The organism is Photobacterium sp. GJ3 (genome assembly GCF_018199995.1).
Lineage (GTDB): Bacteria > Pseudomonadota > Gammaproteobacteria > Enterobacterales > Vibrionaceae > Photobacterium.
The window spans coordinates 1,133,192-1,149,946 of the sequence record NZ_CP073579.1; the positions used below are offsets into that span (position 1 = coordinate 1,133,192).

At 50.0% G+C, this 16,755-nt stretch carries 5 protein-coding genes and 2 pseudogenes; 3 read left to right on the top strand and 4 right to left on the bottom strand.

Annotated elements, in window-relative coordinates; genetic code table 11:
• Nucleotides 1-14 precede the first annotated feature (14 nt).
• Nucleotides 15-2,297, bottom strand: a complete 2,283-nt coding sequence (locus tag KDD30_RS22015) for a type VI secretion system Vgr family protein (protein ID WP_211650724.1) — start codon at nt 2,295-2,297, stop codon at nt 15-17.
• A 68-nt stretch (nt 2,298-2,365) separates the two neighbouring features.
• On the bottom strand, nt 2,366-2,884 hold the full coding sequence (locus tag KDD30_RS22020) for an Hcp family type VI secretion system effector (protein ID WP_211650716.1): 519 nt from the start codon (nt 2,882-2,884) through the stop codon (nt 2,366-2,368).
• A gap of 533 nt (nt 2,885-3,417) precedes the next feature.
• On the opposite strand from KDD30_RS22020, the pseudogene tssH reads away from it, so the two are divergent.
• Nucleotides 3,418-6,085, top strand: a pseudogene (tssH, locus tag KDD30_RS22025) (type VI secretion system ATPase TssH).
• Nucleotides 6,072-7,676: a sigma 54-interacting transcriptional regulator gene (locus tag KDD30_RS22030; RefSeq protein WP_211650725.1), complete on the top strand. Its 1,605-nt coding sequence runs from the start codon at nt 6,072-6,074 to the stop codon at nt 7,674-7,676. Before tssH ends, KDD30_RS22030 begins: the two are co-directional and overlap by 14 nt.
• On the opposite strand, the gene KDD30_RS22035 is transcribed toward KDD30_RS22030, so the two are convergent.
• Nucleotides 7,673-7,939: a hypothetical protein gene (locus KDD30_RS22035; RefSeq protein ID WP_211650726.1), complete on the bottom strand. Its 267-nt coding sequence runs from the start codon at nt 7,937-7,939 to the stop codon at nt 7,673-7,675. The two genes, KDD30_RS22030 and KDD30_RS22035, sit on opposite strands and share 4 nt — an antisense overlap.
• 282 nt (nt 7,940-8,221) lie before the next feature.
• On the opposite strand from KDD30_RS22035, the pseudogene KDD30_RS22040 reads away from it, so the two are divergent.
• Nucleotides 8,222-8,494, top strand: a pseudogene (locus KDD30_RS22040) (IS110 family transposase); the annotation flags it as partial.
• Between the two features lie 223 nt (nt 8,495-8,717).
• Here the strand turns inward: KDD30_RS22040 and KDD30_RS22045 are convergent.
• Nucleotides 8,718-16,460, bottom strand: coding sequence for a carboxypeptidase regulatory-like domain-containing protein (locus KDD30_RS22045; RefSeq protein ID WP_211650727.1), 7,743 nt, complete (start codon nt 16,458-16,460; stop codon nt 8,718-8,720).
• Nucleotides 16,461-16,755 lie beyond the last annotated feature (295 nt).

Below are 16,755 nucleotides of genomic sequence, written 5' to 3' on the forward strand. Positions count from 1 at the left end.
CTGCCATTCAGGCTTTAACGGTGCAATTGACATGTTTTCCCTCTTCCGCATTCACACAGTTCCATCATCAGTACGCCTTCTTCGATCATGCTCTGAAAGACAGCAGACGTGATTACGGGTGGCTTTAATCGTGAAATCGATAGTCCGATCGGACCCAGAGCGCTCACGCCTTGATTGCTGCCAGCAGCGGCGCCAGGATTCAGGTCGACCTTGCCCCCTTTCAGGGCCACGTCACTCACGCCATTGAGCTTAATCGCCGTGCCGTAAAATTCGATTGCCCCGCTGCTTTTGAGCACCAATCCGGCAGCACCGACTTCCACTCTGATTTCATCAGCAGAAACAACCGCAGCTTCACCTTCTGCACGGATTGAAGTATCGCCTTGGGTTTCAATATGAAAGCCGCCACCAACCGTCAATTGATCGTTACCCCCGACTGAAGTGGATCGGGACGCAAGGATCACCGTGGTCAGATCCGCACCAATCTCCAGCGTGTCGCTTTGACCCAGTTGAACACGCCGGTGCGCTTCCAACTGACGGTGCTGGTTACCAGCAACACTGACGACTTCATTGGCCTGATGATTCACCGTGACATCCTGATCGACCTGTTCGATCAATGTCTGCTCATTGAGTGACGTTTTATTCCCGTGAATCAGTTCTTTCCGATCGCCCTGAACTGCAATCTCACGATGCTGTACAACCTTCAACTCGTCATCCTGTCCGATATGGCTGAAGCGGTCATGCAACACCAGTGTGTTCATATCTTTCTGCGCGCGCAGATACAGCTCTTCCTGATTGGTTTCATCATCCAGGCTGATTTCGTTGTAACCCTCGCCTTTGTGGGTTTTCGAACGAATCGTGGTGCGGGTTTTCTTCAGCGGCAGATCGTACGGCGGACGATGCAGGCCGTGATACACCGAACCCGTCACCAGTGGCTGATCCGGGTCCCCTTCCAAAAATGTCACCACGACTTCATGTCCAATGCGCGGCAGGAAGACGGAACCCCAGCTTGGCCCGGCCAGCGTCTGACTGACACGTACCCAGCACGTAGAGTGCTCATCCATCCCGCCCAGACGGTCCCAGTGGAATTGCACTTTGACCCGGCCCAGATTGTCGGTGTAGATCTCTTCAGTCTCAGGCCCTACCACCACAGCAGTTTGCGGCCCTTCGACCACAGGCGCTTTCTGCGCCGGTGCCCGGTAAGTCAGGTCGGCCGGGAAAGCAATGAATTCATTGTGATAGGTCGTTGGCTCGCCGCTGCGTTCTTCGGCATGCACCTGCGGATCACGCCCGTAGTGCTTCACTTGCAGCAAGATATAATCACGGTTCAGCGACTGGCGCGGGTGACTTTCCATCACAAAGCTGTAGCCGGGAATGAAGCGCATCACACAGCCCACCGCCTTCAGCTCGGTGCCGGAAACTTTGTGGGCCGAGAGACGATAATCGGCCTGCTGCATGCCCTGTGGCTGCTGGTGATAACGGCCCGGATACTGGTATACCGCTAAATCTATATAGGAATTTTCAGCTTCGAAATCAGCAGCGCTGGCCATCAGGCTGGTATGGGGTGTGAGGTGATGATAGTCGGTTTGCGACACCGCACCGGTATGAACGCGCGTGGCAAAATCAGCATCAAAGATGTGTTCACGGTCCGGCACACCCCCGGAATCACCGTGGTACAGAATCGCATGTTCACTGGCATCGGGCACCAGCGTTGCGTTTTCCGGTGTGCTGACCAGCGCGTTGATGAGCTCATTCTTATCCACAATCACCAGCTCATGACCGGTTTCGCTGTGGTCAAAGAAATACCAGAGACCGTGCTGCGCCATCAGACGATGGATAAACTCTAAATCCGTTTCACGGTATTGCAGAATGTATTCCTGCTTTTCACCGGCATCCGCCAACATACGAAACGCCGTGACATTGGCTTCTGCGAGTACCAACTCAATGATCTCATTGATGGTCAGATCCTGAAAAATCCGGCAGTCCTCACGCTGGGTCAGGAACCATAAATCCGGTACCAACACCAGTTCATAACGGCTGAACTGACGGCCACTGCCCTTAAAACTGACTTCTTTCACGATCCCGTGGAAATAACGGGACACGTCCCGCCCCTGACCGAGCAGCTTCAGCGCCCCGGCTTTACGGACCAGATCATCCAATGCAATATCTGCATCACGTGAAAGCAATGACACTTTCACTTCGAAAGGCTGAAACAGACGTTCTTCCACTTCAAAGCTTTCAACGCGGAAATCATGATCGGTTTCTTCGATTGAAAAGGAAAATTGAACCTGATGACTCATTACTTTTACCTGATGCAAAGATGACGAAGGGGCCAGATTTGGCCCCTTTCTCTTTTCGGTTTACCGAATTATGCTTCGCGAGGTGCGCGCCAGTCGTCGTTACCCGCGGTACCACAAACTTCGTGAGTCACTTCAATTGCGCGGTAAGTGAACTTCAGCACTTCTTCAACAACGCGGTCAGATGTTGCTGCGTCCTGGCAGTGCGCCATACGCGTCTGAACATCGACCAGCAGCGCATCAATCAGTTTGATGGTGTAGTAATGCTCTTGCTTGCCTTGCGTGGAAGTGCGGTAGAAGTTGATGTAAGCTTCTGGCAGTTTCTCGCCGCTCACCAGGGCATTGAACAGCAGTGGAGACGTACGGTCTTGCTGCTTGGTGACGATAACCGGACGGTGAACACGCTGACCGGTTGGCTGGCCGCTTTGCGGGTCACGAGGGACAGTCAGCACGTGATCCAGTTCCTGAACCAGGAATTCGTCAACGTGTGCTTCCTGCCAGGTGTTCCCCACAGAATCGGCAGTGTATGCATCTTTCGTAATGTGACCCTGAGTTTCACCGTGAATTGACATATAAGCTGGAGTTGGCATATCGCTTTTCCTTATTCGTAATAAATTCAGTTGTTTTGATGCGTTAGCGCAAATCGCGCTTCATCGTTGTGATGGTGAATACATTGCAACGACCATGCCAACTTTTAATATCGCTTAAAATCAATAGCTTAGGCCTATTGACAAAAAGAATACTAAATCTGCCTTTCTCATTTTTCAGAAAATAATCTCATTTTTTAGAAAATCTTTATCAAAATTCAGATCAGGAAATGCTTTACTCTTTCCCACTTTTATTTAGGATCCGATTTCGAAAATCCTGTGTAGCGCACGCTTATTTAGTGAATTCTGAAACCTCTGCCACACTTTTCGCATTCCGTGAAATTCACAGCCTTCACTGTCATTTTTCCTATAAAAAAGCTCACATCGAAACCTTCTGATGCAGGATCACTGAACGGATTGTCATATCCACATGAAATAGTCACTAATTCAGCCGCTTATCCCCCGCTCTGCCGCCGTCAGCAAATTTTGAATCTGCTTATAATCAGGGCTTTCCACGACTCGAATTTGATGGACCTATGATTAACGTAAATTTAGCTTCTCTGATTCAACGTCTGCATCCCATCGCAAAAGTTGCGCTGGAAGATGCAGCGGCACTTGCTGTTTCTGAGCGATCCACGGAAGTGGCGATTGAGCATTATCTGCTGAGCCTGCTCGAACGTCCGAACAGTGATTTTGATAAGATTCTGTTGAGTTTTGACTGCTCGGAAAATTTAATCCGCCAGTCGCTCAATGCGTCATTACAACGCAGCGACAAAGCGGCGGGAGGGAAACCTGTCTTTTCTGCACTGCTGATTGAATGGCTGCAGGAAACCTGGCTCATGTCGTCGATTGATTTGGGCCAGCAGCAAATCCGGACGGGTGCGCTGTTACTGACGCTGGTGAAAAATCCGATCCGTTACGGGCAACACGACATCCAGGAGCTGTTTGAGCCGATCAACAGCGAAACCCTGAAACGAAACTTTGATCAGTTCACCGCAGATTCGATTGAAGCACAGGTGGCCAATACAGAAAGCAGCGAACCGCGTCAGGAAGGTTCTGCGCTGAGCAAGTTCACCATCGATTTCACTGGCAAAGCGCGGGAAGGCAAAATCGACCCAGTCTTCTGCCGGGATCGTGAAATCCGTCAGATCATCGATATTCTGGCCCGTCGCCGGAAAAACAATCCGATTGCCGTGGGTGAACCGGGTGTGGGTAAAACCGCCGTGGTTGAAGGTCTGGCACTGAAGATTGTCGAAGGGGATGTGCCGGATATTCTCAAAGGTGTTGAACTCTTTGGGCTGGATATGGGTCTGTTGCAAGCCGGTGCCAGCGTAAAAGGTGAATTCGAAAAACGCCTGAATGCCGTACTGGAAGAGGTGAAAAACTCTCCGACACCGATCATTCTCTTCATTGATGAAGCCCATACGCTGGTTGGCGGGGGAATCAGGCAGGCGGCAGCGATGCAGCAAACCTGCTGAAACCGGCTCTGGCCCGGGGTGAAGTGAAGACCATTGCCGCGACCACCTGGTCTGAATACAAGAAGTATTTCGAAAAAGATCCGGCCCTGGCCCGTCGTTTCCAACTGGTGAAACTGGATGAGCCTTCGCCGAAAGAAGCCGCACTGATCATTCGTGGTCTGCGTCCGGCCTACGAAAAAGCACACAATATTTATGTCCGTGACGATGCGATTGCGTGCGCTGCCGAAATGTCTTCCCGCTATATTTCCGGGCGTCAATTACCGGATAAAGCCATTGATGTGCTGGATACAGCATGTGCCCGCGTGAATATCAGCCTGCGTTCAACTCCGGCAGCCGTCGAAAGCCTGCAACAGCAGATTGCTTCCTCTCAGCGCGAGCTGGATGGCCTGAAGCGTGATGAACTGCAACAGACCGGCGATAAGAAAAACGCCACGCTGATCCCGCAGATTGAAAGCCAGATCGAGACGCTGACAGCAGAACTGACAGAACTCACTGCGCAGTGGGAGCAGGAAAAGAATCTGATTGATGAAATGATCAGCCTGCGCCAGAAGCTGCACATTGCAACCGGCGAAGCAGAAGCCCCGGCTGCGGATGAAGCGTCTGAAGACGAAGCGCATGCGGATCTGGCGGATATGGATGAGGTGTCCATTCGTGAAGCGATTCTGCGTTGTCAGCAGGCGCTTGAAGCGTGCCGTGGCGAAGAAGCGCTGGTTCACTTTGAAGTCGGCCCGGCTGAAATCAGTCAGGTGATTGCAGACTGGACGGGTGTCCCTGTCGGGAAAGTGCTGAAAGATGAGTCGGCTTCTGTCCTGACGCTGGGCGAGTCACTTTCCGAAGTGATCAAAGGTCAGCCATTTGCCATTGACTCCCTGAGTGAAGGGATCCGCGCTGCGAAAGCTGGCCTGATGAACCCGGATGCCCCATGGGCGTTTTCCTTCTGGTGGGCCCGAGTGGTGTCGGTAAAACAGAAACGGCACGCGTGATTGCTGATCAGCTGTTTGGTGGTGAGCGTTTCATGACCACCATCAACATGTCTGAATTTCAGGAAAAGCACACCGTTTCCCGTCTGATTGGCTCACCTCCGGGTTATGTCGGCTACGGCGAAGGCGGCATGCTGACCGAAGCCGTTCGCCAGCGTCCTTACTCGGTTGTGCTGCTGGATGAAGTTGAAAAAGCCGATCCGGAAGTCCTGAATCTCTTCTATCAGGTGTTTGATAAAGGCGTTCTGAACGACGGTGAAGGCCGTGCCATTGACTTCAAAAACACCCTGATCCTGATGACCAGTAACCTGGCCACACAGGAAATTGAATCCCTGGCGCAGCAAAGTGACGACATCACAGCACCGCAAATCGGCGATGCGATTCGTCCGGCGCTGAATCGTTATTTCAAACCGGCGCTGCTGGCCCGGATGAATGTGATCCCTTACCTGCCGCTGGCAGATGATGCCATGACCGACATCATTGGACATAAGCTGCGTAAACTGGGCGAGCGCCTGAAAACGCACCATGATCTGACACTGGCGTTTGAGCAGGATCTGGTCGACTTCGTGCTGGGCCATTGCCGCCTGAGCGAAACCGGTGCGCGGAACATCGATGCGGTCATCAACCGTCAGCTCCTGCCTCAGCTGTCCACGGAACTCTTGTCGCATCAGGGTGAGGACAGCCCGCACACCACGCTGACTATTTCTGTCGATGAACAAGGATTGATCGAGTATGCCTTCAGCTAATACTGGAGAACTCAATAACCTGTTACTCGCGATCAGTCAGACACTGGCCGATCGCACCCAGCTGGCGTCCACCATGGACGCCATCCTGGGGGCGGCGCGTCAGCTGACACAGGCCCGGCACGGCATTATGTACGTGCTGGACCAGACCGGACAGGCATTGGTTCCACTGAGTGTTCACAAACATGAACAACCTTTGCATGAGCATCCGTGGATGCCGTTGCAACTGGATTTACTGACTGACAATGATCCGTTCAGTTATGCAATAACAACCGGAGAAATTGTGCTGATCAATGAACTGTATGCCTACTCCGGCTACAACTGTGACACCATTTATCAGCATGAAGCTGCGATGGATTTACGCAGTGCCAATCTGCTGGCCTGGCCGTTAAAAGATCATCAGAACCTGACGGTTGGCTTGCTGGTGCTGTTCGATCTCTGCCTGATTGACGACGAGCAGTCCTTGTCGGTGTTCACCAAACTGGCCGGGACCAGTATTCGTCAGGCCATGCTGTTGGATACGTACCACACCAGTCTGCGCAGTCTGGAAGCAGACAATGCAGCACTGAACCGGGAAAATCAGCAGCTCAAAGCCCGCAAGAAAGCCAATTACACTGGCCCCATTGCGGAAAGTGAGCCGATGCGGGACGTTCTGGAACGATTGCAGCGGATTCTGACCTTACCGGTCGATGTTCTCCTGCGGGGGGAAACCGGTGCAGGCAAAGAAGTGATTGCCCGCTATATTCACGACAACTCCGACCGTGCCAATCAGCCGTTCATTGCACAGAACTGTGCCGCGATCCCTGAGCAGTTACTGGAATCAGAATTGTTCGGTCACAAAAAAGGCGCGTTTACCGGCGCAGATAAAGACAAAAAAGGGCTGTTCGAAGCCGCGAATGGCGGCACACTGTTTCTGGATGAAATTGGCGATATGCCGCTGTTATTACAGGCAAAATTACTGCGTGTTTTACAGGAGCGGAAAATCCGTCCTATCGGGGGAAGTGAAGAGCGAAGCATCGACGTTCGGGTCGTGGCAGCAACCCACTGTCATCTGATGGAAAAAATCCAGAAGAATGAATTCAGGGCCGACTTGTTTTATCGCCTGAATGTGTTCCCGATTACGCTGCCACCGCTCCGGGATCGGCCTGCAGATATTCTGCCGCTGGCAGAACATTTTGTGACACTCACCAGCCAGAAACTGGGACTGGACAGCGAACCTGTGCTGAGCAAAAAAGCACGCAAGCGCCTGATGGAATATGCGTTTCCCGGCAATGTGCGTGAACTGCGCAATATCATTGAACGGGCCGTCTTGCTGTCGGATTTCGAAACCGTTGATACCGTCGAACTGGGCGATGAAGAAGCCTATATGCTGAGTGAACTACCGGCAGAGATCCCGGAAGAAAGTGTGTTCGACAGTGAGTTGCCGGAAGTGGATATGGGATCGCTCAAAGATTCTGTGATTCAGTATGAACGGACCGTGATTATGAAAACTCTGGAGCGCTTCAACTGGCAAACCAAAAAAGCTGCGGAGTCGCTGGCCGTTCCACTGAGCACACTCAGCCATAAAATTAAAAAGTATGAAATTCTGCCCTAACCCTGAGCGCTCAGGTTTGACTTCGCCAACCACCCCGAATGATCCTCGGGGAGGCTGGCGTGATTCAACCGCTTGAGCCAGGTGCTGGAATCAATCCCCAGAATTAAGAACCTGAAGCCGACTGTTGCAGCGCCATATCCCCAGGCTGTGGCATAGTCACCAGTTGCCTCGGCATTCGATCCCCAGACTTTACTGTCTGTCCCTGTTGTAATCGGGTCAATTGCCCATTCGGACCAGTCATCAGCCAATGCACTGCCACTCAATGCGATCAGCTACTGAAACGATGCGCGTTATCTGTTTCATTTTTCCATCCCTTTGATCTCTGTGAACCACATATGTGCGCAAGTGTATTACGCCATAGGCACTCAATTGCAAAGGAACATATCAATCCAGCCTATTTTCATAGGCTGAGGATCACTGGTGAACTCTGGCAATGGCGAGAAATGTTTCGGTGAGATTATGGAGAAAACAGGCTTTGTTAATGATATGGACACTTCCACTCACCACCTACACTAACAATTGGTGAACTGAATGAGGAAGAGATCATGACCATTACAACCTTAGGTATCGATTTAGCCAAATCATCTTTTGCTCTACACGGCGTTGATTCATCAGGAAAAGTTCTTCTTAAGAAAAACGTCAGCAGAAAGAAGCTGTCCGAGACGATAATCAATATCCCTCCCTGCCTTATTCGTATGGAAGCTTGCGCCAGTGCTCACGATTGGGCGAGAGTATTCAAGCAATTTGGTCATGACGTAAAGCTCATGCCTCCACAGTTTGTTAAGCCCTATGTGAAATCAAATAAGAATGATACCGCTAGTGTCAGCATGGCCCGAGGGTGAATTGGGTGAATACGGATGAATGACAACTTATCTAAGAAGGCGACGGTTCTGTGCAATCAGTTAAATATCAGCGGTAGGTGAACAAGATAACTCCTCACTGGATAAGGATTGGTCTTCATTGAGCGATAATTTTTCAAGGGGATTACCGGGGAGATAAAAAATCACCGCCGAATGGCGGTGATTTTTTATCAGAAAGAAACTAATTAGTTACATCCACTACCACTATTGTTTCTGCATTATAGTTACCATATTCATCATACAACGTTGGTTTTATTCCGACTTTATGTCTGCCTGCGCTTGTAGCGTTATAATAAAACCTTAATTCCTTGTCACCATTAAACCATTTATTTTTCCAAGCTTCGCCACCTTCTGAAATATAACTTTCATTATTTTCTATTGGTCTATTAAACGTTATTCTCCCTGAAATCGTTTCTCCTACCTTCATCGTATATTTATCCATTTCAATTGACTTCACTAATGGAGAAGCAATCACATTGATATTCGTGTTCTCAGATTTACCAGGCATGCCATCATCTTCAGCAACGTAACTACCATTCTTTAAATAGATGGTGACATTGGTATCCTCACCAGTTGGCGTCACATAGTCGACATACCAAATCGTGTTATACCTGTTAGCTTGTATATTTTGGAAATAACCATGATCACTTCCTAAATCCGCAATTGCCTCAAAGTCATCAGTCGTAATGTCTGTCACAGCTTCTGAGAAATCCATCGTAACTGTGACCGTTTGATTCCCACCAACTTCGCTTTGATTGACAGTCATTCTAGTAACCTCAGGCACTGTCCACGGCTCCACAACAAAATCAGTGTACGGAGTGCTGACTTCATTGCCTGCATAGTCCGTGGCCTTAATCATCAGATCATGTGTGCCTACGGCTGCCTTAAAGTCGAAGGTGTACACGCCGCTCGCTTCCGCCGGCTTGGTGTAATCAGACGGGTTCGTGCCACCGTTCAGTGTTGCCACCACCTTGGTACTGTTCAGGTTCGCATCCTGAATATTGGCTGTTAAGCGAATGGTGTATTTGCCATCCACAGTCGGCATGACAGCCTGTTGCACGACCTGAACATTCAGAATATTCGGTCTTGCCATATCAACAATCAGTGGCGAGATGGTCACCGGAGAGCTTTCCCCCTTCAGGGTATAGCTTGGCAGTGAACGGCCCAGATTATCCAGAATCGACAGTTTCAGGTGATACGGCCCCTGCATACTTTCTGTCAGAGTCGCAATCTCAGTCGCCGTTGTCAGACCATTGAATGTACCGATCAGCGTAATTGGGCTCAGGCCCTCAGCCTGTGGATCCAGTGTCACCACGTAGCCTTTCACTTCTGCACGTGAATTCGGATCTGTCACTGTGCTGATGTTGAATGTCTGCGTATTGTTCGCCAGCACTATATTCGAATCTTTCTTCTGCGCACCCAGCAGTTCCAGCGTCGCTTGCGGTTTCACAATATTGACGGTGAATTCTGTCTTATCAACCATACCAACATTATCTTCCGCTTCGATATACACCCTGAAACTACTCTTATTCCCAAGCTTTGCAGATTCAAATGCCAGTTGATGGATAACATCATCTGCGGAAGATTTATCAATCGTGAAACTGTCACCCAAATCTTTCACGATATATTTAACACGATTCAGGCCACTGGCTTCATCTGAAATATCGAAGTTCATCAGTACATTGCCATTTTCATCAGAGCCAATGCTATAAACATCTGAAATCACTGGTGGGGCCTGATCAATACCTAAAGTGATTTTTTCATGTGTCGTCGAATTACCCCATTTATCAGAAACGATCACAAGCACATCGACATTATCACCCACATGATCAGGTGCAACCTCTCCACGGAAATTCACACACATCAATTCAGGTTCATCCAAACAAGGCTTCGCTCCACCATCAAAATTTTCTTTCGCGTGAGAAGTTAATTTGAAGGTGTTCGAGCCTAGGCGAACATCAACATTATCAAGCGTTGCTTCTTGGCCAACACCAATCTTCATCGCAAACTCGACCGTTTTCGAGTTAATGTAGTCGCCTTCTTTAATTCCAATCACTTCAACACTTGGTTTGACATTCGGTACCTGAAGCTGAATCGTTGAATCAGAATCCAGTACAATATTGCCAGCTTTATCTTTCAGCCCTGAAACCTTCACAAAGTGTTCCACATCATTAAAGCGGATGAAGTCGTTATAATCTCCTGTAAAAGCATAAGTAATCGTTTTATTACCATTGCTTGGCTGAATGTTCGTTGGTACGTATTCTGCCAGACCTTTATGCAACTTCACTTCAGCATTGTTGTCCATACCGGAGAGCGCATCATCTACAGTCACACGTACCGTGAGTTTCTTCACGTCTCCAACCGTATCAACATCACCTTGCTTCAGTTTGAAGTTGTCTTTATTCGCGATCACTGGTGCATCAATATCCACCATGTTGAACGAGAAGATCTGGTCAACTTCAGCACCATTGCTTGCGGTTGTTCGGGTGATCAGCACCGGATTATTCGCCATATTGCGGTCGATATTGTCGAACTGGCACACAGGCGAGGCGGTGTTGGTGTACACCTTGTAATACCCTGACGTATCGTTATCCGGCGCGCCGTCACCGGTGTAATCTTCGCGCAGCCAGCATTCGAGTTTATTCAGAACCGCACCTTCTGCATTCTGAATACCGAATTCAGCACGCAGGCTCTGGCCAAAAGTGAATGTTCCGAAATTCGCCGGGTTCAGAACAGTCAGGCTGTAACCTTCACGCTGAACCGTCAGCGGACGGACGATGGTGTTTATCTGGCGTTCGCTATTTTTGTTCACCTTGGTTTTATTAAAAGCTTTCACCACCAGATTATATTTACCGTCGTTAGCAATCTGAGTATTCAGGCTGGCTTTGCGCTGGGATTCGTTGCCCGTAACCGGACTGAAGACAATGGTTTCCCCCTGTTCTGTTCCCACGCGGAACAGGGTTGCTTCCACTTTATCAATGCCGCTTTGCGGATCAGTCGCATCCAGGTAGAGATCAACCGTCCCGGGTTCGGTAATCGTCTGAGCCGGAGAAATTTCTTTATTATCGCTCTGATAACGCGCCGTCAGCGATGCATCCGGCGGTGTGGTATCCACCTGAATGGCAAAGGTTGTTTTATCCTGCAGATTGCCACGAATATCCTCGGCATTGATTTTCAGAGTGAAATCCTGCTGCATATTGGTTGCAATTTCGTTCGGGTTGGTTGGCTGTGTCCCAGCCACGCCCGGCGGTGGGGTTGTGCCGGTATAAGTCCAGTAAACCACTGAACCCGGTTTGATCGGATCTGTGCCCTCGTCCTGAACGGAGATATTGAACACATAGCCTGGCTCAACATAATCATTCTCTACATCAAAGTTATTCAGGGTGATGGCCGGGCCTTCATTATCGAAGTAAGTTGAGACCGCATTTGAGCGGCTCTCGAAGCCATATTTATCTGTCGCTTTGACAAAGACTTTGATCTGATGGCCTTCACTGGTATTGATCAGCGACGTATTCGCCTTTTGCAGATCAATATTAATGTTGGTCAGCCCCTCCGGCTTGAACGGCTCCACCAGTTTGACTTCACTGGCACTCAGTTCCTGCCAGAAGCTGATATTTTCAACACTGGAGTCATCCGTCATGCTGGCAATATTGGCAATGAATTTGGTTCCCATAATATTACCGGATAACTCCGGGGCGGTGCCGTCTTTCAGGGTTGGGGTCGCAATCACCGGGCCCATTTTATCAATCTTGAATGCGAAGGTGCCTTCCCCTTCATTCGGTGGATAAGCCGTATCCCGCGCTGTGATGTAGAGGGTGTAGGTTTTCCCATGCTCTAGGTTCGCCGCGACCAGCTGCATTTTGGTGTTGGCTTTATCGCCCAGCAGATACGCCGGGACTGTTGAGCAATCCGGGCCGCATGGCGCCAGATCAATCAATCCTGCACCGGTATGCAGTTTCAGTTCAATCTCGCCCAGCGCACTGACATTCCCGATCCCGTTGTTCAGCACCGCGAGTGGCGACCACTGGCTGTTACCGCCCAGCAGTTCCACGTCAGAATCCAGCACTTCCGGTGCCAGATAATCAACATTCACCCGGAAACGACCGACATTCGGGTCGGTGGCAGGAATGAAATTCCCCAGTTTATCCGCACCTTCGGTGATCAGCGTCCATGAACCGGCATCCAGATGCACCGGTTTCGGAATTTCCAGATCATCGGCACACTGCGTATCCAGACACAGATACAGCGTGACGATGTTACTCTCGGATTTGGATTCCTCCTGCGTCACCACACGTTCTTTGGTGCCATTGCGGAAAATGAAACGACGCTTGGCCGGATCCTCACCGACACGCTCATCCACCTCAAATTTCAGCGTTTGTTTGAAGTTGGTGTTGATATACGTGGTATCCGGCAGATTGTCGGCTTTAAATGGCGGAATGAAAGTATATTTCGGCGGATCGTTATCAATAATAAAGATAGTCGCTTTTTTAGTCTGGCCGTGATAACCATGGCTGTTCCCTTCACGGTCCGTTGCACTCAGCAACAGATCCAAACGGGCAATACCCGGATAGTCGTTGGCCGTATCTAAGCCAAACTGATGCTTCTCTGCATAGGCATCGTTATCGATTTTATTGGCCGTGATCCCTGTCGGCGTGGCCGCATTGCTCTCGGTATCCACACCCCAGAACAATTCCAGCTTGGTCGGCTGCGCACTTTTATCCAGGCCGGACGGGTCGGACACATTCACAATTGCGCTCAGATCACCACTCACATACCACTTGTTGAACAACTGAATGGCATTGCTGGCCAGCGGATCCAGACTGACCGCTGGTGGCTCCTGATCGACCGCTTCCGCAGGCGTTTTAAAGACCTTCTGGCTTTGCAGCGTCGGATCTGATTTCGCAAAGCGGTTGGCGTAATACATCGCCACTTTGTCATCGACTTTGCCGGTAAACTTTGTTTTCACAAAGTCGTAGAAATGCTCGCCCAATTTTTCGCGGTAATAATTTTCACCCAGCGGATCATTGGCAAAATAGAGCTGCTGACCGGCAGCATTTTTCCCATCCGGCTTCCCGTCGCCAACGATATCGGTGTAATACAGTTTTGCCAGATCCGTACTGTTCTGAACCGCACTCGCATTGGCAATATCCCCCATGGCTTCCAGCAAGAAGCGGTACAGATATTTACTGGACGGCGGGTTCGGAATCGTCAGCAACTCATCATTATTCGCGTAATAGGTGGTGGTCGGGTTGAAGCCAAAGAACTGGCTGGTCTGCTCCCCGAACATGGCATTCACATCCGAGAGAATACCCTGCGCTGTACCTTGTGTTTTATTCGATTGATCAAACAGGTAATCAAAGAATCCAGACTGGAAGACCGACAGTTCCGTGATGATAAACTCACGATCACCGGATTCACCGCCCACAATGCCGTACATGCGCAAGCCATGTTCTTCGGTCAGGTCAAATTCAGTCAGTGCATTCTGACTCCATTTGTAGAACTGGGTTGACCCCGTCACCGTCACCCGGTGGATTTCACCGGCAAACTGAGAATGGGTCTGACAGCTGGCCGTGTCTTTGAGCGTGCCGCCGCCTGTTTTCGACGGGACAGCAAGCATCTTACATGACGCAATCGACGCCCACTGGCCGGAGGCGTTTAGACGCTCAATGGTTGCACTCGCGCCAATATAAGGCGATGTCACCTTGATTGAAGGCAAGTTAAACGTAGATTTGAACTGAAACTTATAAGGGACAGATAAGTTGCCTGAACCATCCTCGGTCACAATGGTGATGGTTTGCGCATAGCTTTCGTCCACCCGGGTGAAGTCTGCCCCGAAGATCTCCCGGACAAAAGGAATGAAATAACGCGCTTCGCTGATGTAGCCTTCGGTGTCAGGCGCCGGGAACACTTCATGAGGAAGCTGGCCCAGATTACTTTTCACTGTCCGGGTGATCGCGACCGGTTCACCGATTTTCCCTGCTTCATAAGTGACGATGACATTGAGTTCCTCAGCCGAGGAACTGGTCACTTCAGAACTGCCTGTGGCGTCTGAAACACTCAGAGTCAGATACGGCACCTGGTTCTGATCGAGCACCAGGGTAGTAAAGTCTGCAAAATCGACTTCCGGGTGAACGCCTTTCAGCCCTTGCAGAGCATAAGCATAATTCAGATTCAGGTACTGTTTTCCGTACAGATCCTGAAAATATTCTTGCGTCAGGTTGTCCTGATACTCGCCGGTATCTGCGTCGAAGAACTTCATCGCAACTTCAGGAAACGCGACGCTTTGCGTCGGCGCTGTGGTATCCGACAGGATCAGATGCTGTGCCTGACTTTTGTTGCCGTTGCCATCCGTTGCGGTGAGGAAGAAGGTGGTCTGCCCGCCAATGAACAGACCCCGGTCGAAATTCTGGGTAAACGCACACACTTCTTCCTGAGTCTCAGGATCGGTTTGCATCGTACAGTTCAGCACGTCCGGCGCACCGGCGTTCACCGCAATGGTTGCGCTGTCAATGACTGACCCGGCATCTTTGATGGTTCCGGTCAGGGTATAGAATGCCTTATTGACCGGGTTAAAGGTCTCTGGCGACGTGACATTGATCACTGGCGCGAGGTTATCCCACCGGAAAGCAACGGATTGTGCATCATCGGCATTTCCGAGCACATCAGCCACTTTCAGAACCAGCCTTGCCTCAACGGGTTCAGCCGATAGCTTGTCGATTTCCAGCGTATTGACCTTGGTAACCACCAGCGTTTCGCGCACGCCACTGTCGAAAGCCTCAGACTGCACATGACAGAGGGAAGAAATACCGTTTTTACAGTTTTCCAGTTCGCCCCAGCCGCTTTCTGCGGTTTTGGTCTGCAAGAAGACTTCTGCGTACTCAATTCCGATAAAGTCAGTCACTTTGACAGAAACCAGTCCGGAGCCAGACAAGGTTTCATTCCCGAAACGAACCACTTCCGGTGCATCTTCATCGATGGAAACCGGGGCACGCGGGGCATATATCCCGCCAGAAGCATTGTTCAAACGATTCACCAGCGGCGTGTAATCACTGGCTGGAGTCGAAGAAATATTGATGTCCGGGTTGTTGACCACCCGAAGCAAATGCTGGGCTAATGTGTTGGTGTAATACTCAACATTCAGTTTTTGCAGACCAAACGACAGCGCCACCGGCAAAGCCGAGACTTCATCCAGTGACCAGCCATCCAGTTGTCCGGTTGCCTGAATATCGCGATATTGCAGATCAGCCAGATTGTAAGAGGTATAAATGAGCTTTTCTTTGTCGCTGCCGCCTGACTTTTCCAGCAGTTCATAAGCGGCTGAAGAGTATGCCAGCAAGAATGCGCCATACTGATGACCTTGTGTGGCGACAGCGCTGTAGTTACCGACAGAAATATCCAGTGGCTGAACCGCAAAAACGTCAAATCCATACTGGCTGTTCACGGCTGCGTTTGCGGATTCGATGGCTGCCGCAGTCTGTTGACCTAAACGCTGAAAATTATATTCAGCCAGACCCGCGGCAATATTGGTCAGCGGTGTCAGCATGACATTCCGGCTCTGACCTTCCACAAAATTGACATAAGCCCGGAACTTCAGCGGACCTCTGTCATTCACGGTTACAACATTTTTAGAATGCGGATCCAGATATCCGCCACCGCTGGCTTCAAGATACAGCGGCGTGGTCCCGGCGGTGAGCGCGATAGAAAAACGCCCATCCGGGTTGGTGTTGGTGGCGGCTAATAAACGACCTGCTTTACCGTTGTTGAATTCGTAAACACTGACTCTTGCATTAGAAACCGCGGCATCAAAAACAACACCGGAAAGAATGCCTTGCTGGCGATCTTTCGGATATTCCGGATAAGTTTCTTCGCTGCCACATGCAGATAGAAAAACAACAATGAAAAATAAAGCAATTCGTCTGAACACAATAGCCACACTGAATAATAGGTCAATAACCTGACATTATATTCAGTGTGAATGGCATGACAATCCAGTAAAAACAACCACTTATATATTCAAATTCACTGGTTCAACTTTCGAAATGACAGGCAGAGCTGTCATAAATTCAGGCACTTTTAATTGATTCATTTCCGAATTGACACTCTGTAAGGCCCGAAAGCAACAGAAAATCCTCGATTCAATCTTCATATTTGTGACCTGCCCACCAAGCTGGCAGTTTGACTGCCTGAGATGTGAAAATGACAGCAAATAAAATCAGCCT

What these genes read in the sequence shown, in the direction of transcription:
- KDD30_RS22015 (WP_211650724.1), bottom strand. Translation starts at nt 2,297, where the DNA reads ATGAGTCATCAGGTTCAATTTTCCTTTTCAATCGAAGAAACCGATCAT.
- KDD30_RS22020 (WP_211650716.1), bottom strand. Translation starts at nt 2,884, where the DNA reads ATGCCAACTCCAGCTTATATGTCAATTCACGGTGAAACTCAGGGTCAC.
- KDD30_RS22030 (WP_211650725.1), top strand. Translation starts at nt 6,072, where the DNA reads ATGCCTTCAGCTAATACTGGAGAACTCAATAACCTGTTACTCGCGATC.